Source organism: Amycolatopsis vancoresmycina, from assembly GCF_000716785.1.
In the GTDB taxonomy this organism is placed as follows: Bacteria; Actinomycetota; Actinomycetes; order Mycobacteriales; family Pseudonocardiaceae; genus Amycolatopsis; species Amycolatopsis vancoresmycina.
The window spans coordinates 173,010-195,915 of record NZ_JNYY01000006.1; the positions used below are offsets into that span (position 1 = coordinate 173,010).

Here is a 22,906-nt window from a genome sequence, read left to right on the forward strand (position 1 = left end):
GCCGCGCTCGGTCGTACGCGAACAGTCTGCCTCAGCCCGCGCAGCCCGGCGCAACCGCCCGGTATCCTGGTCGTCTATGCCCGCGACCTCCTTGGCGGACTGGCTGCGTGCGGAGTCCGACGGCGCACTCGCAGAACTGCTCCGCACGCGGCGCGACCTGTCCACGCCCCCGCCGTCCGACAGCACGGTGCTGGCCACCCGGGCCGGCACGCCGGGCTCGGTCGCGCGCGCCTGCGAGGACCTCGACACCGTCACCCTCGCCGTGCTCGAAGCCTGTTTGCTCGCCGGCGCCGACCGCGACCCGGTGCCGGTCGAAGACGTCGCGAAGCTCGTCGGGGCCGACATCGCCGGGCAGCTGGCCCGGCTGCGCGCGCGGGCGCTGGCCTGGGGCCCGGACGACGCCCTGCGCGTGCCGCCCGCCGCCCGGGAGGCGCTCGGGCCGTTCCCGGCCGGGCTGGGCGCGCCCGCGCCGTCGCTGGACGGCGAGGACCTCGAAGCCCGGCTCGCCGAGCTGCCCGACGACGAGCGCGGCGTGCTGAACGCCCTCGCCGCCGGGCCGCCGATCGGGCGCACCCGCGACGCCGGACGGGACTTCTCCCTCGAGAAGGCCGAGACGCCGGTGCAGAAGCTGCTCGCCCGCGGCCTGCTGCTGCGGCGCGACGACCAGACCGTCGAACTCCCCCGCGAGCTCGGCGTCGCGCTGCGCGGCGGGGTCTTCGCACCCGGCACGCTCACCGAGCCCGAGCTGCCGGTCCACCCGCACCAGCCGTCCACTTTGGACGAAGCGGCGGCCGGCGAGGCGATGGAGTTCCTGCGCCACACCGAAGCCCTGCTGCGCGCGTGGTCGGCCGCTCCGCCGCCGGTGCTCAAGTCGGGCGGGCTCGGCGTGCGTGAGCTCAAGAAGCTCGCCAAGGACCTGGAGATCGACGAAACCCAGGCGGTTCTGCTGGCCGAGCTGGCCGTGGGCGCCGGGCTGGTCGCGGACAGCGAGGCGACCGTGCCCGAGTGGGTGCCGACGACGCTGACCGACTCCTGGCTCGCCTCGCCGACCGCGCAGCGGTGGATGACGCTCGCCCAGGCGTGGCTGGAACTGCCGCGGCTGCCGGGGCTGGCCGGCGGCCGCGACGCCAAGGACAAGCCGATCGCGCCGCTGTCGGAGGAACTGCGCCGCCCGCTGGCGCCGGTTTCGCGGCGGCGGGTCCTCGCGGCGCTGGCCGACCTGCCCGCGGGCGCCGGGGTGAAGAGCGTCGACGAGCTGGTCGCAGTGCTCGCCTGGCGCGCCCCGCGCCGGGGCGGGCGGCTGCGGGACGAGACCGTCCGCTGGACGATGGCCGAGGCGAGCGCGCTCGGCATCGTCGGCCTCGGCGGCGTCACGACGGCGACCCGGGCGCTGCTCGCCGACGACCGGCCCGCCGCCGTCGAGGCGATCCTCGACGCCTTGCCCGCGCCGGTCGGCCACGTGCTGCTGCAGGCCGACCTGACCGTCGTCGCGCCGGGGCCGCTGGAGCCGGAGCTGGCGGCGGAAATCTCGGCCACCGCCGACGTCGAATCGTCGGGGCACGCGACGGTCTACCGGATCACCGAAGCGTCGGTGCGGCGCGCGCTCGACACCGGCCGGACGGCCGACGAGCTGCACGCGCTGTTCAAGGCGAAGTCGGCGACCCCGGTGCCGCAGGGCCTGAGCTACCTGGTCGACGACGTCGCCCGGCGGCACGGGCGGCTGCGCGGCGGCACCGCGGCGTCCTTCCTGCGGTGCGACGACGAGGCGCTGCTGGCCGAGGTGCTGGCCCACCCGGTCGCGGCCGAGCACGCACTGCGGCTGATCGCGCCGACGGTCGTGATCAGCCCGGACCCGCTGCACGAGGTGCTGGCGGGGCTGCGCGGCGCCGGTTTCGCGCCGGCCGCGGAGGGCCCGGACGGCCGGGTGGTCGACATCCGGCCCGGCGGCCGCCGGCTGCCGGCGAAGGCGCGGGCGGCCCGCCGCAGCCCGGGCGAGCAGGCGGTGCTGACCGAAGACCAGGCGGCCCGGATCGTCTCCAACCTGCGGGCGGGCGACGCGGCCACGGCCCGCCGCCGCGGTTCGGCGGTCCGCGCGCCGGTCGGCGGCGGCGCGGACACGTCGGCGACGCTGGAGCTGCTGTCCCGGGCGACGCTGGAACGCCGTGAGGTGTGGATCGGGTTCGTGGATTCGAAGGGGACGGCGAGCCAGCGTGTGGTCCGGCCGGTGCGCGTCGGCGGCGGGGTCCTCGAAGGCGAGAACAACGAGCGCTACTCCCTCCACCGCATTACCTCCGCCGCGCTGGTCGAGGACTGACCGCCGCCGGATCCGGTGAAACCCCGCCGAACCGGGCGGACAGGTGGTAAGCCTGATCCATGAAGTGGGGAACGCGGGTGACCGCACTCGCCGCGGCGATGGTGCTGGCCGGCGCCGGGACGGCGGAGGCGGCCGGGCCGCCGGTCTACTCCAAGTACACCGCCACCGGGTCCACGCACATCGCGAAACCGGGCGCCGACCTGCGCCTCGGACCCGGGCAGTTCGACATGTACACGCTGATCGGGCCCTACACCTTCACCGGGACGTTCACCCTGCCGCCGGCGCAGATCACGCGGTCGGTGCCAGGGGTCGGCCGGGTCAGCGGCACCGTCACGTTCGGCCCCGGCCGCGCCAAGGGCTCGGTCTTCGGCGGCTTCTCCGGCTCGGCGACCTGGCCGGTGGCGATCTCCGGCGTCCGCGTCAACGGCGTCCCGTACGACGTCGGCGACGGGTGCGGCACGGCCGAACCGGTGACGACCGAACTCACGTCGGACGACTTCGCCGAGGGCACCGGCGGCCGCCTCGAATCGACCTACGCGATCGGCGCCTTCGAGAACTGCGGTGCGGCGACGCCGCTGATCAACGCCTTCGTCACGGGCCCCGGCAACACCCTGGCCCTCGACCTCGCGGCGGCTTAGAGGGCGCGCAGGCCGGCCAGGACGCGTTCCATGAACTCGCGCGACGACCGGTCGCCGAGGATCAGCTCGGTCTGGTGGATCAGCACCAGACCGATGTCGGCCATGTCGCCGACCAGCACCTTCACCACGCCCAGCGGCAGCCGCAGGTGCGCGGCGATCTCCGCCACCGACCGGGTGTCCAGGCACAGGTCGCAGATCCGGCGGTGCTCGACCGAGCGGACCCCGCGGTAGCGGCGCCCGTCGTCGGACGTCGAAACCAGCGCCTCCAGCGCCAGGTTGTGGTCGGACCGGGTGCGGCCGCCCGTGCGGGTGTACGGGCGGACCCGCGAGTTCACGACGGGCACCGGGCTCGCGACCCGGGCGCGCTCGTTCCAGGGCGGCTCTTCCCACGGCTCCGGCTGCGGGACCCAGCGGGTCTCCGGGTCCGGCGGGGGCGTCCAGTCGGACGGCGGCGGGGCCCACGCGGGCGGCGGCGCGGCCTGCGACCGCGGGGCGGGCGGCCGGGGCGCCGGGGGCCGGGGTGCCAGTGGCCGGGGTGCGGGGGGCCGAGGCGGGGCGGGCGGGCGCGCACCCCGCGGCGGGGTCCACGCGGGCTCCAGCGGCGGGGGTTCCGGCCGGTAGGTCTCCTCGTCCTGCCACTCCGGCTCGACGGGGTCGTAGCCGTCGTCGGCGTACTCGCGCGAGGACGTGCCCGGGTAACCCGCGGGGCCGGGACCGTTGTCGGCGTACGCACCCGGGTAGCCCCCGGGCTCCGGGGCGTAACCGTTGTCGGCGTACCCCGCCGAACGCCGGCCCGGGTGAGCCGCGGGCTCCGGGCGGGCGTAGTCGTCGCCGGCGAACCCCGGCGAGTGCGGGTGCGGGTGGCCCGGGTCTTCGGGAGCGGCGTGGTCCTCGCCCTCGTCGGCGGACGAGCCCCACTCGCGGGTGTCCTCGTCGGTGTACCCCTGCGCGTCCGGCTTCGGCCGCGACGGCTTGCGCTTGGGCATGATCATCGACAGCGTCGACATGTCGAACTTGCTGGGCGAATCGAAACCCTCGCGCTCGGTGCCGCGGTGCAGTGCGTCCCAGCCGCTGGAGTCAGGATCGTCGAATCCCGAAATCCTCATCTCGTCCTACCCACGCACGCCGCCCTGGAGCTGCGCGCGCAACTCGGGGGTGATCTGCTGGCCGACCCGCTCGACGAGCAGGGTCATCTCGTAGGCGACCGTGCCGATGTCGCACGTTGGCGCGGCCAGCACCGCCAGCGACGAACCGTCCGAAACCGACATCAGGAACAGGTAGCCGCGCTCCATTTCGACCACCGTCTGGTTGACACCGCCCGCTTCGAAGCAGCGCGCGGCCCCCGCCGTCAGGCTGATCAGCCCGGAGGCGACCGCCGACAGCTGCTCGGCACGTTCCTGGGGCAGCCCTTCCGACGGCGCCAGGAGCAGCCCGTCCGCGGACACCAGAACGGCGTGCGCGGCACCGGGCACCCGGCGCACGAAGTCCGTGATGAGCCAGCCGAATGTGCCCTGGCCGGAAGCCGTCACTACTGCTCCTCCTTGCTCGTGCGGCGCCGCGCGCCGCACCCCGGAGCGCCCGGCACGGCCGGTCGGCGACGCCACGGTAAAGCGTATTCGCACCACCGGCGGTGTCGAGCCCGCCACCGGCAGGCCGCTGCGCACCCTACGTGTGCGGGCGGCCGGGTTCCGCGCCGACCCGGCCCGCGGCACGCGTCCGCACGTCACTCCACGGCGTCGCCCGTCATCCGGCCCGGCACACTGTCGGTGCAGGTCAGCACCTGTGAACCGGGCCCGGATGGGTGACACCGACCCGAACGGCAGCAGGCGATTCCGCCCGGATCTTCCATCGGACGGGGGTAGCACTCCCCGAAGTGGGTGAAGCACGCGGAGTTCACTCCAACGGCCGCATCCGGATCGGGGCGTCATGGGCTAACCCGCGCGCAACGCCGTATCGTGCGCGATCGCGTGCTGGACGACCGAGATCAGCACCTGCTTCGCCGACTCGCGCTCGCGCGCGTCGCACGCCATGATCGGGACCGACGGCGCGATGGTGAGCGCGTGCCGGACGTCCTCGATCTGGTGGTGCAGGAGCCGGTCGAAGCAGTTGATGGCCACGACGTAGGGCAGCTTCCGGTTCTCGAAGAAGTCGATCGAGGGGAACGCGTCGGCGAGCCGCCGCGTGTCCACCAGCACGACCGCCCCGATGGCGCCGACCGCGAGGTCGTCCCACATGAACCAGAACCGGTGCTGACCCGGCGTGCCGAAGACGTACAGCACCAGGTCCGAGTCCAGCGAGATGCGCCCGAAGTCCATCGCCACGGTCGTGGTGGTCTTGTTGGGCGTGGCCGAGGTGTCGTCGTGCCCGACGCTCGCCTCGGTCATCATGGCCTCGGTGGTCAGCGGGTCGATCTCGGAGATCGCCCCGACCAGCGTTGTCTTCCCCGAACCGAACCCGCCGGCGACCACGATCTTGGCCGACGAGGTCGGACCCGTCACCTGCGGCGCGTTCGCGTCGGAGTCAAATTCTCCGAAGCCCACTGAGCACCCTTTCCATGAACTCGATACTCGGGCGGTCGCCCACGGTCGGGCTGCTGGAGTGCACCAGCACCAGCCCGAGGCCCGCCACGTCACCAATCAACACCCGCACCACGCCGAGCGGCAGGCGCAGCAGCGCCGCCACCTCGGCTACCGACCTGGTGTCGAGGCACAGGTCGCAGATCGACCGGTGCTCGGGCACCCGGACCCGGTCGAGCATCCGGCCCTGTTCGCTCGTCGAAATCAGCGCCTCGATCGCCAGGTCGAGGGTCGCCTTCGTCCGGCCACGGGTCCGGAAGTACGGCCGGACCAGGCCGGACGTCTCCATCTCCGTCGGCGGCGGCTCGTCGACGTACTCCTGGCTGGCCTGCCGCGGCAGCGCCGCGGCGAACTCACCGGAGTCCGGGCCGGCGCCGAAGTCGCGCTCGGTCGTGTACGCCGCGAAGTCGCGTGCGTCGTACAGCGGCCCGCTCGACCCGCCGAACAGCTCCGCGCCCGGACCGCCGAGCAGGCGGTCGCGGTACTCGGTGCCGCCGGCGATCGGCCGCAGCGGCTCCTGCCCGGCATTGCTGTCGGTCAGCCAGTTCGGCGGCTCCCGCACCGGGTCGCTGTCGGAGGCCTGCACCCGCCGCGCCCGCCACTCCCGGTCGACGCGGTCCCGGAACGACTGCCAGTCCTCGCGGCCGTCGTCCGACTGCTCGGACCACCCACCGGAGAAGTCGTCACCGAGCCGGCCATCACCCCTCAAGCGCCCGTCGTCCACGGCTCTCTCCTCGGTTCCCAGGTCCTCAGCGGCGGACGGCCGCACCCTGCAGCTGCGCCCGCATCTCCGGAGTCAGCTGCTGGCCGACCCGCTCCACCAGCAGGGTCATCTCGTAGACGACCAGGCCGATGTCACTCTCCGGCGACCCCAGGACCGCCAGGCACGAACCGTCGGAAACCGACATGAGGAAGAGGAAACCGTTGGCCATCTCGACCACGGTCTGCGCCACCGTGCCGCCTTCGAACACCTTGGCCGCACCGCGCGCGAGGCTGGTCAGCCCCGACGCCACCGCCGCCAGCTGGTCGGCCCGGTCCTTCGGCAGGCCACGCGAAGCCGCCAGGAGCAGGCCGTCGGCCGACACCACGACCGCGTGGGCCGCGCCGGGCACCCGGTGCACGAAATCCGTGATCAGCCAAGCGAAGCTGCCGGCATTGTTCGCCTTGGCATGCGCCTGGCCGTTCGGCTGCGCGGAGCCACCCGGCTGCATTGCACCCGCCCGTGTCACTTTCACTCCTCACTGCTGTCTGTGGTGTTGCCACGCCCCGGAACCCTGCTGCTTTCCAGCTGTTCTTCGCCCGGGAGTTCCTTCAACGCATGCCGTCCCGAGGTGTAGCCCCGCTGGAAGCTTGCCATCCGGCTCCGCGCCGCGGACGCCGAGCGGGTGATCGCACCCGTTCCGGGCATGCCCGCGGTGTTGTCCGCGAAGCTGTTCTGCGGCGGAGCGTCGACCGAGGGACTGCTGATCGAGCCCGGCACCAGGTAGGCGTTCGGGACGCGCTTGGGCAACCCGGCCGGGGTGATCTCCTCGTTCTTGGACTCCAGCAGCGACTGCGCCGCCTGCCAGCCGTCGTCGGAGGCGCTGTGCCAGCCGTCGTCCGGCGGGAGGAGCGGGTGCCGGGTCGCGGCGGTCGGCTGGAGCTCGTCCCGGGGTGCGTCGGCGACCGGTGCGACCGACGCGGCCGGTACTCGCGGCTCGTCGGAGCCGGTGAGCGGCGGCAGGTTCGGGTCGTCGCCCTCGCCCTGCGGTGCCGCCGGGTCGGCCGCCGAGTCGTCGCCTTCACTGAACCAGCGTGACAGCACCGACTGGTAGATCGGCAACCGCCGGGTGGGTACGTCGTCTTCGAGGGCCGACGAACCGACCTCGGTGACGGGCGCCGGCGGTGGCGGTGGCGGCTCCTCCGGCGGGACGAACTTCGGCTCCCGCTTGGGCAGCACCAGCGGCGCGAACTGCGTGTCACCGGCCCGCGAGCTGGCCCCGTCGCCGTTCGACGACGGCGTCAGCGGCGCCAGGTCCTCGGCGGTCGGCCAGGCCGGCGTCTCCGGCTTCGGCAGCTCCGGCGACAGGAACGGGCCTGCCGCGCGGCCGCCGCTGACCAGGTCGTCCAGGCTGATCGGCTGGTCGAGCGGCACCAGGCCGCCCTGGTTCGGCACCGGCTCGTGCACCGGCGGGGCCGGCGGTGGCGGTGCCGAAGGCGGCGGCGGTGTCTGCGCGAACGTCTGCGTCTGGTCGAAGTCGGAGCGGGCGGCCGGGATCGGGATGCTCGGCAGCGACATCGACGTCTCGGAGCGGTTCGCCGGCGGTGGCGTCTGCCGCTGCATGCCCGGGCGGAGCTGGGTCAGCAGCTCGGCCGGGACGACGACCCTGGCGATCACGCCGCCTTCGATGTCCTCGTTCTCGCGCAGCCGGACCTCGATGCCGTGGCGCTTGGCCAGCCGCGAGACCACGTACAGACCCATTCGCCGGGTCACCGACACGTCCAGGTCCGGCGGGTCGGCCAGGCGGGCGTTGACCTCGGCCAGGCGTTCCTCGCTCATCCCGACACCGTGGTCGGTGACCTGGATGGCGAGCGCCTTGCGGCGGGTCACCACGGCACGGACGATGACCTTCGTCTCCGGCTCGGAGAAGTAGGTCGCGTTGTCGAGCAGCTCGGCGAGGACGTGCACGAGGTCGTGGATCGCCAGGCCCTGGACCGCGACGTCGGGCACGATGCCGACCTCGATCCGGGCGTACTGCTCGATCTCCGACACCGCGGCGCCGATGACGTCGGCGGCGGGCACCGGCTTGGGCACCGACTTGGCCAGGCCGGCGCCGGAGAGCACCAGCAGGGACTCACCGTTGCGCCGCAGCCGGGTCGCGAGGTGGTCCAGCTCGAACAGGCTGGCCAAGTGGTCCGGGTCCTGCTCGTCGGCTTCCAGGCGGTCGATGACGCCGAGCTGGCGTTCCACCAGCCGCTGCGACCGGCGGGACAGGTTCACGAAGATGCCGTTGACGTTCTCGCGCAGGAGGGCCTGCTCGGCGGCCATCTTGACGGCCTGTTCGTGGACGATGTCGAACGACCGCGCGACCTCGCCGATCTCGTCGCGGGAGGTGACGGGCACCGGCTGGACGGCCTTCTTGGAGGCGCCGACCGGGTCCGGGTCGTCGAGGATCGCCTGCACGGTTTCCGGCAGCCGGGTGTAGGCGACGTCCAGCGCGCTCTTCCGCAGCACCCGCAGCGGGCGCAGCATCAGGCGGGCGACCACGAGCATCAGCGCGATCGCGGCGGCCAGCGCGGCGAGCACGCCGGCACCGCCGAGCCAGGCCGAGTTGACCGCCGCCGTGGCGAGGTCGTCGGCGCGGGTCTTCAGCTGGGCCAGCAGGTTCGACTCGACCGCGTGCAGCTTGTCGGCCGACACGGTGCTGTCCTTGCCGAGCGCGGTGGTGTCGATGCTCGGCGGGTCGTTCTGCTGGGCCAGCGAGAACGCGTTGGTCTGGATCCGGCGGCGGTCGTCGACCTCCGGGCCGGAGTAGGTGTCGTTGTAGAGCTGCCGCTGGTCGTCGTCGGCGTTCGCGAGGAACGCGGCGACGGAGGCGTCCGCGCTGGACGCCGACGCGTGCGTCTGGTCCAGGAGGTCGCCGGGGAAGCTGCCGCGGAACGCCGCGATCTGCAGCTGGGCGTCGGCGCGGGTGGTGAACTCCTTGGCCTCGCTGATCGCCTGCGTGCTGGTGCCGAGGCGGAGCACGTCCCGGTCGGTGACCGCGGTGGTCACCTCGCGGCCGAGCTCGATGAGCGAGTCGAGGATGCCCGAGTAGGCCGTCAGCACCGTGATGTCGGGGAGGCCGTTCTGGGCGTTGAACGCGGCCCGCAGCGGGCGCAGGGCGTCGAGGCGCTGGAGACCGCGCGTGTAGCGGTCCTTGGTCGCCTGGTCGTCGTACTTGAGGCTGCCCGCCGCGTTGCGCAGGTCCGATACCTCGCGGTCGACCTTGGCGATCTGCGCGTCGAGGCCGGTCTGCAGCAGCTGGTTGCTCGACGCGATCCGGGCGACCGCGAGGGACCGCTCGTTCTGCAGCTCGTGCACCACCGTGGTGACCTTGACGGCGAACGCGACCTGGTCGGCGGTGCGCTGGAACTCGGCCGCCTGCCGGGCGTCGTCGACCACGCGCAGCGCCCCCAGCGCCAGCGCGGTCAGGGTCGGGATGATCAGGACGGCGGCCAGCTTGGAGCGCAGCCGCCAGTCGCGCATGCCGGAGAAGAACCCGGCCTTCTTGCCCGGACTCTCACCGGTTGACTGCGCAGGGGCCCCTCCCACCCCCGCGGTGTCTTCGTTCGGCACCGCCGCACCACCATCATCGTTCGTGCTCGTGAAGCCCTGGTCGGTCCAGCGCCCGCCAGGGCGCATCGCGTTCTCCTCAGTCACTCGTCTGCACGCTCCCGGCGCTCCGGGGCTGCGGCCGATCGGAAGGAGCCCAGCGCGAGACGCTACCCGTACGGGTGAAAAGATCGTCTTCGACGGGGGTTCCTGAACCCCGTCCGGCCGGACGGAATCGGTTCAGCTCGAGCATCACGGTCGGGTCCCTGGGCTGGTCTTGCATCGTCTGTTGGTCCGGCCTAGCCCACCGGCGCGGCGGCTGTGGCCGGCCGGGCAGTGGCCAGTGCGGGAAGGTTTCTCTCAGGAAAAGCACAGCCTGTGCTGGTACACCGAAGGTGGGTTGGCTCGGCCATCCAGGCACTCTCTCTCACTACATCGGAGGTTGTTACCTCCCCGCAGGTGCAGAGGGTAGCGAACGCCCGGGCAAGATGTAACCCTCCCGACTCGACCCGCTGGATGTTGCACAGCGTTCGCTCAGTCGACACACAGCTGGTCATCGCACATTCAGAACCTGCCCCCTACGCTGGGTGAACCGCTACGGCGAGTGGAGCAGTGGGTCTAGACCAGAGGCCACGAGAGTGACGTGCGCCACTCTATCCGGTAGTGATTCCACCCATTGTGAGCAAGCTGTCACGTTCTCTACAGTGGCCCGCGTGGTTCCGAGAATGAGTCACGCACTCCCACCGGAATCGGTTCCCCAACCGTCACTTTCTTCAAGGAGCAGGCCTTGCTTGGAAACGCCATGAGCAGTGGCCGGGTTCGCACTCGCCGCGCCGCGCTCGGGCTCGCCCTCACCGTCGCAGCCGCCACGGCCCTCACCGGCTGCAGTGCGCTCGGCTCGGACAGCTCGAACGCCTCGTCGAACGGGGGCGGCCTGGAGAAGTCGAAGATCAAGGTCTCCATCATGCCGACCACGGACCTGGCCCCCTTCTGGCTGGCCCAGGACGGCGGCTACTTCAAGGCCGAGGGCCTCGAGGTCGAGCAGATCGTCGCCAAGAGCGGCCAGGAGTCGATGCAGAAGGCGATGAACGGCGAGGCGGACATCGCCCTCTCGACGTACACGCCGTTCTTCGTCGCCAAGAGCAAGGACGCCGCCGACATCCAGCTCGTCGCCGACGGCACGTCGGTGAACGCGAAGAGCAACGCCATCGTCACGGTGCCGACCTCGAACGTGAAGACGGTCAACGACCTGGCCGGCAAGCGGATCGCGATCACCGCCAAGAACACCGCGTCCGACATCCTGACCAAGTCGGTCATGAAGGACCACGGCGTCGACTTCAGCACGGTCCAGTGGACGCTGGTCCCGCTGCCGAACATGGCGGCGGCGCTGAAGGACAACCAGGTCGACGCGGCCTACATGCCGGAGCCGATGCTCTCGCAGGCGGCGAAGACCGTCGGCGCGACGCCGGTCGTCGACATCAACACCGGTGCCAGCCAGGACTTCCCCCTGACCGGCTACGGCTCGACGACCAAGTGGGTGCAGGCGAACCCGAAGACCCTCGCGGCCTTCCAGCGCGCGATGAAGAAGGCGACCGCCGACGCGATCAACGACCGGTCGAAGGTCGAGCCGCTGCTGGTCAAGTACGCGAAGATCGACGAGGACACGGCGAAGCTGCTCACCCTGCCCGGGTACGGCTCCACCCTGGACGCCCGGCGTCTCCAGCGCGTGCCCGACCTGCTGCTGCAGATGGGCGTCATCACCAGCAAGGTCGACGCGGCGCCGATGATCGCCCCGCAGGCGACCAGCTGACGTGAAGAAACTGCTCCGCGGCCTGGCCGGTCTGGTCGGCTTCCTCCTGCTCTGGGAGGTCGTCGTCCAGATCGGCCTGGTCAGTAAGACGTTCACCCCGCCGCCGAGCGTGGTCCTGGTCACCGTCTGGGACCTGCTGGGCGACCCCGAGTTCCTCCGCGACGTCGTCGCCACCATGCTGGCCTGGCTGATCGCCATCGCGATCGCGATCGCCGTCGGTGTCCCCGCCGGGCTGCTGCTGGGCAGCGTCCCGGCGCTGCGCTCGGCCACCTCCGCGATCGTGGAGTTCCTCCGGCCGATCCCGGTCACCGCGTTGATCCCCCTCGTGCTGCTGGTGATCGGCTCCGGACCCGAGGCGAAGATCACTCTCGCCGTGTACGCCTCGCTGTGGCCGATCATGTTCAACACGATCTACGGCATGGGCGAGATCGACCCGGTGCTGATGGAGACCGCCCGCGCGTGCGGGACCAGCCGGTTCCGCATCCTGTCGTCGGTCGCGCTGCCGCAGACCGCGCCGTTCGTCTTCACCGGCGTTCGGCTGTCGGCGACCATCTCCCTGATCGCCGTCGTCAGCGTCGAGTTCCTGGCCGGTTCCGAGGTCGGGCTGGGCAACTTCGTCCTGGTCGCCAGCACCGGTTCGGTCCGGTTCGACCTGGTGCTCGCCGGTACGGTGGTCGCGGGCCTGCTGGGCTACCTGATCAACGAGGGACTCGACCAGCTCGGCAGGCGGTTGTTCCGCTGGAGCACGGTGGACCGGGAGGCGATCGGATGACCGCGGCGACCCTCACGGGCCGGGTCGGCAGGCGGGCCGCGCGCGGCGCCGCCACCGTCGTCCGCAACTGGCTGCTGTTCGCGATCCTGGTGGTCGGCTGGGAGTTCGCCGCCCGGGCCGGCGGCAGCAAGTACTTCCCGCCACCGACCGAGATCGCGCCGGCCGCGGCGAAGCTGTGGTTCAGCGGGCCCGCGTCGCACCTGTTCCTCACCGACGCGGTGTTCGACAACGTGTTCCCCAGCCTCGGCCGGACGCTCGGCGGGTGGGCGCTGGCCGCCGTCGTCGGCATCCTCCTCGGCGTGCTGCTCGGCCGGTCGGACACGGCGATGGACTACGTCGGCCCGCTGTTCGCGTTCTTCCGCTCGATCCCGCCGCCGACGCTGATCCCGGTGTTCGTGGTGCTGTTCGGGCTGAGCGCGGGGATGCAGACCGGGTCGATCATCTTCGGCGCGGTGTGGCCGGTGCTGCTCAACGCCGTCGACGGCGTCCGCTCGGTCGACCAGGTGAAGGTGGAGACGGCCCGCTCGTTCCGCACGCCCAAGCGGTACTGGGTCGGCATGGTGGTGCTGCCGGCGGCGGCGCCGAAGATCTTCGCCGGGATGCGGGTGAGCCTGTCGATCGCGCTGCTGCTGATGGTCGTGTCCGAACTGGTCGGCGCCAACTTCGGCATCGGCCGGTCGCTGCTGAACGCCCAGCAGGACTTCGACTTCCCGGTCATGTGGTCGTGGCTGGTGCTGCTCGGGATCCTCGGCTACGTCTTCAACACGATCTTCCTGGCGGCGGAACGGCGGGTACTGGCCTGGCAGCCCACCCGTCTCGGCCGTGACTGACGCTCCGAAAGGCCTCTCCCCCATGTCAACCATGCTCGAAGTCTCCGGCCTCAGCCACACGTACGGCCGCGGCGCGAAGGCGCACACCGCGGTGCAGGACCTGACGTTCACCGTCGAGGCCGGGCAGCTGGCCAGCATCGTCGGGCCGTCCGGGTGCGGGAAGTCGACGCTGCTGCGCTGCATCGCCGGGCTGACCCCGTCGACCGAGGGCACGGTGAGCCTGCACGGCGACCGCGTCAACGGCGTGCCGGACGACCTCGCCGTCGTGTTCCAGGACTACAGCCGTTCGCTGTTCCCGTGGCTTTCGGTGCAGAAGAACGTCGAGTTCCCGTTGCGGTGGCGGCCGGTTTCGCGTGCGGAACGGCGGTCGCGGGCCGCGGAAGCCCTCGAACAGGTCGGCCTGTCCGGCGTCGGCGGCAAGTACCCGTGGCAGCTGTCCGGCGGCATGCAGCAGCGGGTGTCGATCGCCCGCGCGCTGGCCAGCCGCCCGGCGCTGCTGCTGATGGACGAGCCGTTCGCCTCGGTCGACGCCCAGACGCGGTTCGAGCTGGAGGACCTCACCCGGCGCGTGCAGCGCGAGCAGGGCAGCACGATCCTGGTGGTCACGCACGACATCGACGAGAGCGTCTACCTGTCCGACCGGGTGCTGGTGCTGTCGAAGTCGCCGGCGTCGATCGTGGCGGACCTGCCGGTCGGGCTGCCCGCCGAGCGGGACCAGATCACCACGCGCGAGTCGGCGGAGTTCGTGACGCTGCGCGGCGAAGTGGCCCGGCTGCTGCACGGTGACAGCCCGGAGGAGGCCGCCACGGCCGCGTCCGACGCCGCCGAGTGGGACCTCGCCGAGCGGGCCTCGGACATCACCCCGGACACCGCCGAAACCCGCAGCTAGCCCCCTGCCGCAGCTTGTCGTGAGTGGTAAGGCGAGTTAGAACTCGCCTTACCACTCACGAGCCGTCAGTAGAGGGGACGTGTTGAGGCCACGACGCGGACGTGGACGAGCGTCGGCCGGGGGTCGGCCAGGGCCTTGGTGAGGCCGGGGGCCAGGTCGGCGGGCTCGGTGATCGTCACGCCGTGGCAGCCCATGCTCTCCGCCAGTGCGGCGAAGCCGATGCCGCCCAGTTCCGTGCCCGGCAGCTTTTCGCCGCCGATCGCGTCGCCGAGGATGCGGACCGCCGCGTACTCGGAGTTGTCCAGGATGACGAACGTGACCGGCAGCTCCTGGCGCGCCGCCGTCCAGAGCGCCTGAATGCCGTACATGCTCGAGCCGTCGCCGATGACGCCGACGACCTTGCGGTCCGGCCGGGCGAGCGCGGCGCCGACCACGCCGGGGATGCCGTAGCCGAGCGTGCCGCTGGCCATCGTCAGGAACCCGGTGTCGGTGGCGGTGATCGGCAGGTGGTCGTGCAGGACCCCGCGGTGGCTGGGCGCCTCCTCGACGACGACGGCGTTGTCCGGCAACAGGTCTGCGAGCGTCGAGTAGACGAGCTCGCCGGTCAGCTTGTCGACGCTGGGCTTCGCGGGACGCTTCCGCGGTTCCGGCGCGGGCCGGGTGCTGCGCTCGACGACGTTGAGCAGCGCGCGGACGCCCAGCTTCGGCGTGGCGCGGATGCCGGTGCCTTCGAAGGCGCGGGCGAGGACCTGCTCGTCGTCGCTGACGATGAACAGCGGCGGCAGCGGGGTTTCCCCGCGTCCGCGGTCGACGTGGTAGGTGAAGGCGGGCGCACCGAGCACGAGGACGAGGTCGTGCCGCGCGAGCGCGTCGGCGACGGCACCGCGTTCGGGGTCCAGGAACCCTTGGAACAGCGGGTGGTCTTCGGGGAACGAGCACCGGTAGGACATCGGCGCGACCCAGACGGCGGCGTTGAGCCGTTCGGCGAGCGCAACGGTTTCCACGACGGCCCCGTCCTGGTCGACGGCACCCCCGACGACGATCGCCGGCCGCTCGGCGGCTTCCAGGGCGGCGTTGAGCTCGTCGACGGCCTCGGGATCGGGCGCGAAGCCGCGGATCCGCGGCCGCGAGACGATGGGCCGTTCGGTGGTGGCGGACCAGTCATCGGCCGGCACGGAAACGAAAACCGGCCCGGGCGGCCCCTGCGTCGCCACGTGGTAAGCGCGGGCGAGCGCGGCCGGGACGTCCTCGGCGGACGCGGGCTCGACGGACCACTTCACGTACGGCTTGGGGAATTCGGGCGCCTCCATGGCCCCGAGGAAGGGCTCGTGCGGGATGAGCGACCGGATCTGCTGCCCGGCGACGACGATCATCGGCGTCCGGTTCCGGTAGGCGGTGAAGAGGCTCCCAAGCCCGTGTCCGACGCCGCCGGCGGAGTGCAGGTTGACCAGCACGGCCCGCCGCGTGGCCTGGGCGTAGGCGTCGGCCATCGCGACGACGGCGGATTCCTGCAGGCCCAGTACGTAGTCGAAGTCGTCGGGCCAGTCGGTGAGGAACGGCACCTCGGTGGTGCCGGGGTTGCCGAACACCGTGGTGAGGCCGAGTTCGCGGAGGAGTTCGCGGGTGGCGTCCAGCACCGTGCGTTTGATCATGCCGACAGGCTAACGCTTAGCCTCGCGAAGGAAAGCCCCCCAAGCGGCCGAACCGGACCGGGGCCGTCGCGAACTCGCGACGGCCCCGGTCCGCAGCACTCAGCCGATCAGGCCGGACAGCCCGCTTCCCTTGAACGAACCCCAGCCCGTGACCTGGTCATAGCCCGTCCCGGCGCTGAACCCGGTCGTCCCGTGCAGGGTGTTGTTGCCCGTCGTCACGTCGTGGAAGCCCGTTCCGTACGACGACCCGTTCCCGATCGAGTAGAACTTCGGGTTCAGGTTGCCCAGCGCGCCGCCGTGCACCTGGTTCTGCAGCGTCGCGAAGGCTGCCCACAGCGGGGCCGCGCCCGAGGTGCCGCCGACCGTTCCCCAGCTGCCCGCGCTGTAGATGTAGTAGCCCGACGTCGGCGACGCGTCCGCCGAGACGTCCGGCACCTTGCGGTACGTCGTGCTCTGCGACGACTGCCACGAAGGCGCCGTGAAGACCGTCGAGATCCCGCCGCCCGTCGAGCCGCCGCTGCTGCCGTCGTTCCACGTCGTCTCGCTGCTGTAGCCGTTGGCCGACGTCACCGTCAGCTTCGTGCCGCCCACGCCCGTCACGTTCGGGCTCGACGCCGGGAAGTCCACCCCGCGCGCCGCCGAACCCGTCTGGCGGTAGCAGTCGGTCGTGCCGTCGTCGCCCGCCGCCGCGAAGTAGGAAATGCCCTCCGCCGTGCCGGTCGCGATCGCGCTGCTGACGCTCTTCGCCGCGCTCGAACCTTCGGCCGCTTCGCAAGCGCCCCAAGAGATCGAGACGACGTCGACCGTCGCGTCCGACGCGATCTTCTGGTACATCGCCAGCTCGCCCGCGCTCGAGTTCGGGGCCTCGTAGACGTAGTCGTTGGCCGCCGCCGCCAAGGCGTGGACCACCTCGATGTCGAGCTCGACCTCGATCTGGCCGTCGCCCGGCGAGGAGTCGTAGTTCGCGCCGCTGACGCCGACCGTCGTCACCGAACCCGCCGACAGGCTGTACGTGCTGTCGTACTTGGTGATGTTGGACTTCTGGTAGCCGTCGAACTCCACGAAGCCGACGTTCACGCCGCGGCCGGTCGCCGACAGGCCGCTGGTGCCGTAGGCGGTCTTGAGCACCGGCGGCGTCACGGACTTGACGACGTTCGGCTGGGCGAGCGGCTTCGACGCGTGCGTGCGGACCGCGTGGTCGTCGAGGCCGACGACGTTGCCCACCACGTCCGACACGCTCGCGGGCACGGCCGGCGCGGCGTCGTTGGCGAAGAAGTCCCGGCCGGAGACCTTGTCGTGGTAGGTCCCGATCCGGGTGCGGAACGCCGATTCGAGCCGCGCCGCCGAGCCGGTGAACGTGACCGACTGGCGGTTTCCGGAAACCTCGATCCCGGTGGCGCCCGCTTTCCCGAGGAATGAGACGGCCTTGTCGACATCGGCCTGCGTCGGGCCGAACTCGGCATTGAACTGCGCCGGGGTCAGGAAGTGGTGGTATTGCGGCGAAGCGGGGTTCTGCACGTCGGCGAGGAACTTTTCCAGCGCCTGCTGGTTGTGCAGTTTCAGCGACAGCGCCGCGGTGATCGGCCGGTCGGCCGCGACGTCGCCGGTGCGGTCGCTGTTGACCAGCGGCGCGACGTTGTCGGCCAGCGTGACCAGCGGTTCCGGCGCGGCGGCGGCCGGGACGGCCACGGCGAGGCCGAGCAACGCAGGCAGCGGCACGGCGGCCGCGACGAGCTTGCGCAAGCGCATGGGGGATTTCCTCTCGGCGGTGGGGACCGGCCCTGCGCGGAATGTTCGCCGCAGGGTGCCGAGAAGCATAAGAAGACGTGATCACGCCGAGGAACCTACTTTTGTCTGAGCTTCAGCGGATCCCATTTTCATTTTTCGAACCTTTTACCTTTGCATGATCATTCGATTATCCTCGGCGAATGCCGGAGATCGTCGATGCGGTCCACGATCTCCTGTGCGTCCGCATTGCCGGAAAACCGGCCGGCGGCCGCCGAAAGCGGGTGCAGCCGCTGCCGCACCCGCGGCGACCGCAGCGCGGCGGCCAGCTCGACCGCCTCCTCGCCGACGGTGGCGGCGACGTCGAGGTCACCGTCCAGCGCGTGCACGGTGGCCAGCCAGATCAGCGTCAGCGAGCGGCTGCGCGTCATGCCGCGCGGGTACCCCTCGATCGCCGCCATGAGGGCGGGGATGCCGTCACGGCCGTGGCGGATGTCGACCATCTGGGCCAGTTCCCCGTGCACCGTCCCGATCATCGCCGCCATGTCCGTCGGCCCGAAGAACGCGGCCCACGGCGACGGCTCGCGCCCCGCCGCCTCGGCGAACTCCTCGCGGGCGCGGCGCAGGTAGGTCAGCGCCCCGGTGACGTCGGCCTTCTTGGCGTGCGCCCACGCCTGGTTGGCCGACAGGATCGCCTGGGCGAGCTTGGAGTGCGCCAGCAACGCCGCCTCCCGGCCCCGCGCGAACTCCACCAGCGCCGCGTCGACGGCGCCGTAGTGCAGGTGCAGCCGTCCGACGCGGTACCGGATGTTGGCCTGCAGGTCGTCGTTCCCGGCCTCGACGGCCAGCTCGAGCGCCCGCGCGAACGCCTCCAGCGCGGCGGCCGGGCGGTCCTGGTCGAAGTTCGTCCAGCCGGCCAGGTTGTACAGGTCGGCGACGGCCGTGTAGAGCCGCGCCTGGACCACGGCCTTCGTCACGCCGTCCAGCAGGGCCACGGCGGCGGCCAGCCTCGACTCCACGGCCACCCGGCACGAGCCACCGCCGTAGCGGTAGTCCAGCGCCCGCAGCTCGGCGACGACGTCTTCGAGCCGGCGCACGTCGGCCAGGCCCACCCGCGTGCCCTGCCGTTCGTCCCGTCCTCCACTGCCCGTCATGGCAGCCCTCCGTCCGTAGAGAGCTGCCGATCGGGCAGCCCCGCTCATTCCCCGCCGGGCCAGGCCGGAGCCCGCTCCTTCGAGGGACTGGCACCGGGCAGTACCCCGGTGGCGGTCAGCACCACGCCCGTGGCGGTTTCCGCGATCTTGACGACGGCCAGCAGCCCGGTGAGGGCCAAGGAGCCGCCGAGCCCCAGTTTCGCGAATTCGTCTTCGGAGGTTTCGGTTCCGCGTTGACGCGGTATCGTGCCGGTCACGATTCCACCTTCCGGCTTGCCGCGGAGACGCTCGGACGGCACCCGCGAGGAATCAGCCGCTCCCAGGCGAGAGAAATCCGCCGGATGGCCGAGCTCCTGGCTTCCTGTTGTCCTCGCAACGAGTTCTCGAACTGAATACGCGCGCACACGGCGACACTCCTGCACTGCAGATCGATTGCTGTGGATCGCCCGGATCACGAAATGCGGGACCACCGTAGCCAGCCGGTCACCCCGAAATCAGCCACCAACCAGGTCATTCCCACGAACCGCCTGTGCAGCCGCACGCGCAGTTCCGGCCGTGACTCTGCACCGGACGGATGCAATTTCACCGCGCCGGATGCGCCGTGCCGCGAACGTGGAAAACATCGGCGGAAATCGTTTTACGCCGCCGATGCCACGTCAGATTTGCGAAGTTGTTCAGGATTTGACGAGCTCGACCCAGGTGCGCACGGTGGCGGCGTCGACCGGCGCCTGCCAGCCACCCGGCCGCACCGCGCTCCCCACATGGAACCCGCGCACCCCGCCCGCGCGCAAGAGGTGGACCTGCTGGGCCCGCAAGCCGCCGCCCACCAGCAGTTCCGGCCCGCTCTCGCGCTGCGCGAGCCGCTGCAGCACGGAAAGCCCGCTGGCCACGCCGTTGGGGTGGCCGGCGGCGAGCACGGTGTCGCACCCCAGCGACGCCAGCTGGTCGTACGCGCGGACCGGGTCGCGCGTGCGGTCGATGGCGCGGTGGAACGTCCAGGGCAGGTCGCCGACCTCCTTGATCAGCGCCTCGCAGGCGTCGAGGTCGATCTCGCTGTCGACGTTGAGGAAGCCGAAGACGAACTCCCGCGCACCGGCGTCGATCAGCCGGGCGGTGTCCGCGCGCAGCCCTTCGAGGTCGCCGACGGCGAAGGAACCGTTGTCCCGCAGCATGACCCGCACCGGGAGGTCGGTCGCCGACAGCACGTCACGCAGGGTCTCCACCGACGGCGTCAGTCCGTCCTGCGCCATGTCCGCAACCAGTTCGAGGCGGTCGGCCCCGCCCGCCTGCGCGCCTTCGGCGTCCGCCGCGTCCAGCGCGATCACTTCCAGCAGGGGCGTCTTCGAGCTCATGCCTCAATCCGTTTCACTGGTTCCGGGTGTCGTCTCCCCTCGCATGCCGCCCTCGCCGGAAGCCGCCTTGAAGGCTCGTCATCCGCTCGCGCACCGCTTCCGGGGAAAGAGAGAGTATCGGCCGCTGCGCCGGCACCGCTCCCGGGCTCGCCGCGGAATCCAGCGGCTGCAGGAACGGCCAGGTGTCCTCCGCGCCGTCCTCCTGCTCCAGCTCGGCCGGGGTGGGCCATTCGTACGAAGGCTCGACCGCGGGCGGCGGAGCGACCGGCGTCAGCCGCGGTTCGGTGTCTTCGTCGTCGAAATCGGGCGCGACAGGCGGCGCAGGCGGTGGGGGCGGCGGCCCGGGAGCCGGAACCGGCGGCAGCGGGGCGAGCGCGTGCCGCGGCTGGGGCTCCTCCGGGCGCGGCTGCTCGGCGACCGGGCGCGGCTCCGCCGGTTTCCGCGGTTGCTCGGGCGCGGCGGCGGCGTCGAACCAGCGGGACAGGACGTCGCGGTAGGCGGGCATCCGCTCGGTCGGGGCGTCGAGGTCCAGGTGGGCCTCGGCGTCGACGGTCGGCCACTCCGGCGCGTGGTCGCGAGCGACCACCGGCGCGCGGCGGAGCGGGCCGGCTTCGATCGACGGCGGCGTCAGCTCCTCCGGCTCCGGCTCGGGTTCGGGCTCCGGCGGCGTCAAGGGCGCGAGCGGCGCCAGCAGCTCGGGTTCCGGGGTCACGGGCGGCTCGGCGGGCGGGGGCGGCGCGGGCACCGGCGGCAGCTCGACGATCAGCCGGGCGGGCACCAGCACGGTCGCGACGAGCCCGGATTCCGCGCCCGCGCTGAGGCTGACGTCGATGCGGTGGCGCGTGGCCAGCGTCGCGACGACGAACAGGCCCATCCGGCGCGAGACCTCGACGTCGACATCCGGCGGGTGCGCCAGCCGCTCGTTGGTGCGGTCGATCTCGGCCTGGGGCATGCCGGCGCCGTGGTCGATGATCTCGATCTGCCAGTCGCCGTCGTGGGTTTCGGCGCTGGCCACGGTGACCGTCTCGTCGCCGGAGTAGCGCGTCGCGTTCTCCAGCAGCTCCGATACGACGTGCACGAGGTCGTTGACGGCCTCGCCGCGGACCGCGACCTGCGGCGCCGGGCCGAGTTCGATGCGCTGGTAGTGCTCGACCTCCGACAGCGCCGCGCCGATGATCTCGTCGGCGGCGACCGAGCCGGCGTCCTCTCGCGCCGAATCGTGGCCGGACAGGACCAGCAGGTTTTCGCTGTTGCGCCGCATCCGCGTCGCGAGGTGGTCGAGTTCGAACAACCCGGCGAGGGTGTCCGGGTCCTGCTCGTCGGCCTCCATCCGGTCGAGCACCGAAAGCTGGCGTTCGACCAGGTCCTGGCTGCGCTGCGAGAGGTTGACGAACATCGCGTTGACGTTCTCGCGCAGCATCGCCTGTTCGCCGGCGAGCCGGACGGCCTCGCCGTGCACGGCGTCGAACGCGCGCGCCACCTGGCCGACCTCTTCGCGGGTGAACACCGGCACGGGCGCGACGGCCAGCCGTTTCCGCAGGTTCTCCGGCGCGGGTTCGGGGTCGGTGAGCAGGTTCTGCACGGCCGCCGGCAGCCGGTGCTCGGCGACCTCCAGCGCCGTCCGGCGCAGGATCCGCAAGGGCCGCAACAGGGAGCGCGCGATCACCACCGACAGCACGCCCGCGACGAGCAGGACGCCGAGCACCACACCGCCGTCCCACAGCGCCGCCGTGCGAGCCTGCGCCGCCAGTGCGTCCGTGCGTTCCTGCAACTGGACCAGCAGCGCCTGCTGCACCTGGTGGGCGAGGTTCACCGTGTGGGTCGCCGAGGTGTCCCACTGGTTCGGGTCGAGGCCCGCGAGGTTCTGGCCGTTTTCGGTGCGGGTGAGCGCGGATTCGACCATGTCGTTGCCGATGTCGACGACCAGGCCGATCACCGTGTCGTCGAACATCCGCTGCTGGTCGGGCGTGGCGAAGGTGCGGTAGTCGCTGCGCGCGGCGGCCAGCTCGGCTTCGGCGCCGAGCAGCGCGCGCGTGCGGTCGCGGTTGAGCGTGCCCTCGGCGAGCGCTTCGGCCATCACCGCGCGCTTGACCGACATCTGGTCCTTGATCCGGGCCAGCGCGTTGCCCGCCAGCCGCATCCGCGCCAGCTCCGGGTCGGAGACGTCGGCGGCGGCGGAGTCGCTGATGTCGAGCAGGCCGGAGATCAGCTCGCTGTAGGAGCGCAGCACGGCGTCGGCCGGGAACGCCGAATGCTCCGCGGAAAACCGCAGGCCACCGAGCACGCGCAGCCGGTCGTCGGTCTGCTGCAGGCTTTCCGCGGCTTTCGCGTCGAGCCGCGGCCTGCTCTCGGCCAGCGTCCGCTCGAAGGCGCCGATGGCCTGGTCGACGCGGGTGCGCTGGGCGGTGAGGTCCGCGGTGTCGCCCTGCCGGTTCTGCGCGACGAACCGGACGGTGAGGTCGCGCTCGCGCTGCAGCTCGTGCAACGCTTCGGCAACCGTGCTGTCGACGCGGCCCCGCGTGGCGAACTCGGCGAGCTGCCGGGCGTCTCTCAGATCGGAACTGATCCGCAGGCCGACGAGCGCGATCACGGCCAGTGCCGGGATGAGGAGGACGGCGAAGAGCTTCGTGCCGAGACGCCAGTTCCGCAGCCGCCAGCGGCCACCCGCCGGACGCGGATCCGCCGCGTCGCCGCCCTTGCGGGGACGCTGGTCGCGACGGGTCACCTGGTTTCCTTTTCCGCCGCGAGCGGGAACCCGCGGATCGAACGACACTCGAACCTACTGAACGGTAGCCCGCCCCATGGAGATCCGAAAGCCGCGCTGGCACGATACGGCCCTGCCCGCGATCGTATGGGGCGCGGACCATACGATCCAGCACGAGAACCAGATTCTCGCGGTA

Annotated in this window: 16 protein-coding genes and 1 pseudogene; 6 read left to right on the plus strand and 11 right to left on the minus strand. The window is 71.8% G+C overall.

The window, feature by feature from the left end; genetic code table 11:
• Window positions 1–76 precede the first annotated feature (76 nt).
• Window positions 77–2,314, plus strand: a complete 2,238-nt coding sequence (locus tag OO60_RS15860) for a helicase-associated domain-containing protein (RefSeq protein ID WP_033261581.1) — start codon at window positions 77–79, stop codon at window positions 2,312–2,314.
• 77 nt (window positions 2,315–2,391) lie between these two features.
• Window positions 2,392–2,952 carry a hypothetical protein gene (locus tag OO60_RS15865; RefSeq protein WP_033261582.1) on the plus strand — a complete coding sequence of 187 codons (561 nt, stop codon included), beginning with the start codon at window positions 2,392–2,394 and terminating at the stop codon, window positions 2,950–2,952.
• On the opposite strand, the gene OO60_RS48340 is transcribed toward OO60_RS15865, so the two are convergent.
• The 6 genes from OO60_RS48340 to OO60_RS15895 form a co-directional block, all read right to left on the minus strand.
• Window positions 2,949–4,058, minus strand: coding sequence for a DUF742 domain-containing protein (locus OO60_RS48340; protein ID WP_033261583.1), 1,110 nt, complete (start codon window positions 4,056–4,058; stop codon window positions 2,949–2,951). The genes OO60_RS15865 and OO60_RS48340 overlap by 4 nt on opposite strands.
• A 6-nt stretch (window positions 4,059–4,064) precedes the next feature.
• The gene (locus tag OO60_RS15875) at window positions 4,065–4,481 is read right to left on the minus strand and encodes a roadblock/LC7 domain-containing protein (RefSeq protein ID WP_003085368.1); all 417 of its coding nucleotides are present in this window, start codon (window positions 4,479–4,481) and stop codon (window positions 4,065–4,067) included.
• Between the two features lie 402 nt (window positions 4,482–4,883).
• A complete protein-coding gene (locus OO60_RS15880) occupies window positions 4,884–5,492 on the minus strand; it encodes a GTP-binding protein (protein WP_003085371.1) in 609 nt (202 codons plus the stop codon).
• The gene (locus OO60_RS15885) at window positions 5,473–6,252 is read right to left on the minus strand and encodes a DUF742 domain-containing protein (protein WP_003085374.1); all 780 of its coding nucleotides are present in this window, start codon (window positions 6,250–6,252) and stop codon (window positions 5,473–5,475) included. Before OO60_RS15885 ends, OO60_RS15880 begins: the two co-directional genes overlap by 20 nt.
• Window positions 6,253–6,277: 25 nt before the next feature.
• Window positions 6,278–6,739, minus strand: a complete 462-nt coding sequence (locus tag OO60_RS15890) for a roadblock/LC7 domain-containing protein (RefSeq protein ID WP_003085376.1) — start codon at window positions 6,737–6,739, stop codon at window positions 6,278–6,280.
• Between the two features lie 20 nt (window positions 6,740–6,759).
• Entirely contained in the window at window positions 6,760–9,912 is a 3,153-nt protein-coding gene (locus OO60_RS15895) for a sensor histidine kinase (RefSeq protein ID WP_003085380.1), read from the minus strand.
• A 712-nt stretch (window positions 9,913–10,624) separates the two neighbouring features.
• On the opposite strand from OO60_RS15895, the gene OO60_RS15900 reads away from it, so the two are divergent.
• Genes OO60_RS15900 through OO60_RS15915 form a run of 4 tightly spaced genes read left to right on the plus strand, consistent with a single transcriptional unit; the run spans window position 10,625 to window position 14,123 of the window.
• Entirely contained in the window at window positions 10,625–11,632 is a 1,008-nt protein-coding gene (locus OO60_RS15900) for an ABC transporter substrate-binding protein (RefSeq protein WP_003085383.1), read from the plus strand.
• Between the two features lies 1 nt (window position 11,633).
• On the plus strand, window positions 11,634–12,404 hold the full coding sequence (locus tag OO60_RS15905; RefSeq protein ID WP_003085386.1) for an ABC transporter permease: 771 nt from the start codon (window positions 11,634–11,636) through the stop codon (window positions 12,402–12,404).
• Window positions 12,401–13,234 carry an ABC transporter permease gene (locus OO60_RS15910; protein ID WP_003085390.1) on the plus strand — a complete coding sequence of 278 codons (834 nt, stop codon included), beginning with the start codon at window positions 12,401–12,403 and terminating at the stop codon, window positions 13,232–13,234. The genes OO60_RS15905 and OO60_RS15910 overlap by 4 nt, the downstream gene beginning before the upstream one ends.
• Window positions 13,235–13,256: 22 nt before the next feature.
• On the plus strand, window positions 13,257–14,123 hold the full coding sequence (locus OO60_RS15915) for an ABC transporter ATP-binding protein (protein WP_033261585.1): 867 nt from the start codon (window positions 13,257–13,259) through the stop codon (window positions 14,121–14,123).
• Window positions 14,124–14,188: 65 nt separating this feature from the next.
• Here OO60_RS15915 and mdlC read toward each other — a convergent pair whose 3' ends face one another.
• The 5 genes and pseudogenes from mdlC to OO60_RS15945 form a co-directional block, all read right to left on the minus strand.
• A complete protein-coding gene (gene mdlC / locus OO60_RS15920; protein ID WP_003085398.1) occupies window positions 14,189–15,775 on the minus strand; it encodes a benzoylformate decarboxylase in 1,587 nt (528 codons plus the stop codon).
• Between the two features lie 99 nt (window positions 15,776–15,874).
• Entirely contained in the window at window positions 15,875–17,524 is a 1,650-nt protein-coding gene (locus OO60_RS15925; protein WP_003085400.1) for a S53 family peptidase, read from the minus strand.
• A 158-nt stretch (window positions 17,525–17,682) separates the two neighbouring features.
• Window positions 17,683–18,891 (minus strand): annotated as a pseudogene (locus OO60_RS15930) (NsdA family TPR-like regulatory protein); the annotation flags it as partial.
• 437 nt (window positions 18,892–19,328) lie between these two features.
• Window positions 19,329–20,006 carry a copper homeostasis protein CutC gene (locus OO60_RS15940; RefSeq protein ID WP_003085409.1) on the minus strand — a complete coding sequence of 226 codons (678 nt, stop codon included), beginning with the start codon at window positions 20,004–20,006 and terminating at the stop codon, window positions 19,329–19,331.
• Window positions 20,007–20,019: 13 nt separating this feature from the next.
• Complete coding sequence (locus tag OO60_RS15945; protein ID WP_003085411.1) at window positions 20,020–22,731, minus strand: sensor histidine kinase; 2,712 nt, start codon at window positions 22,729–22,731, stop codon at window positions 20,020–20,022.
• Window positions 22,732–22,906 lie beyond the last annotated feature (175 nt).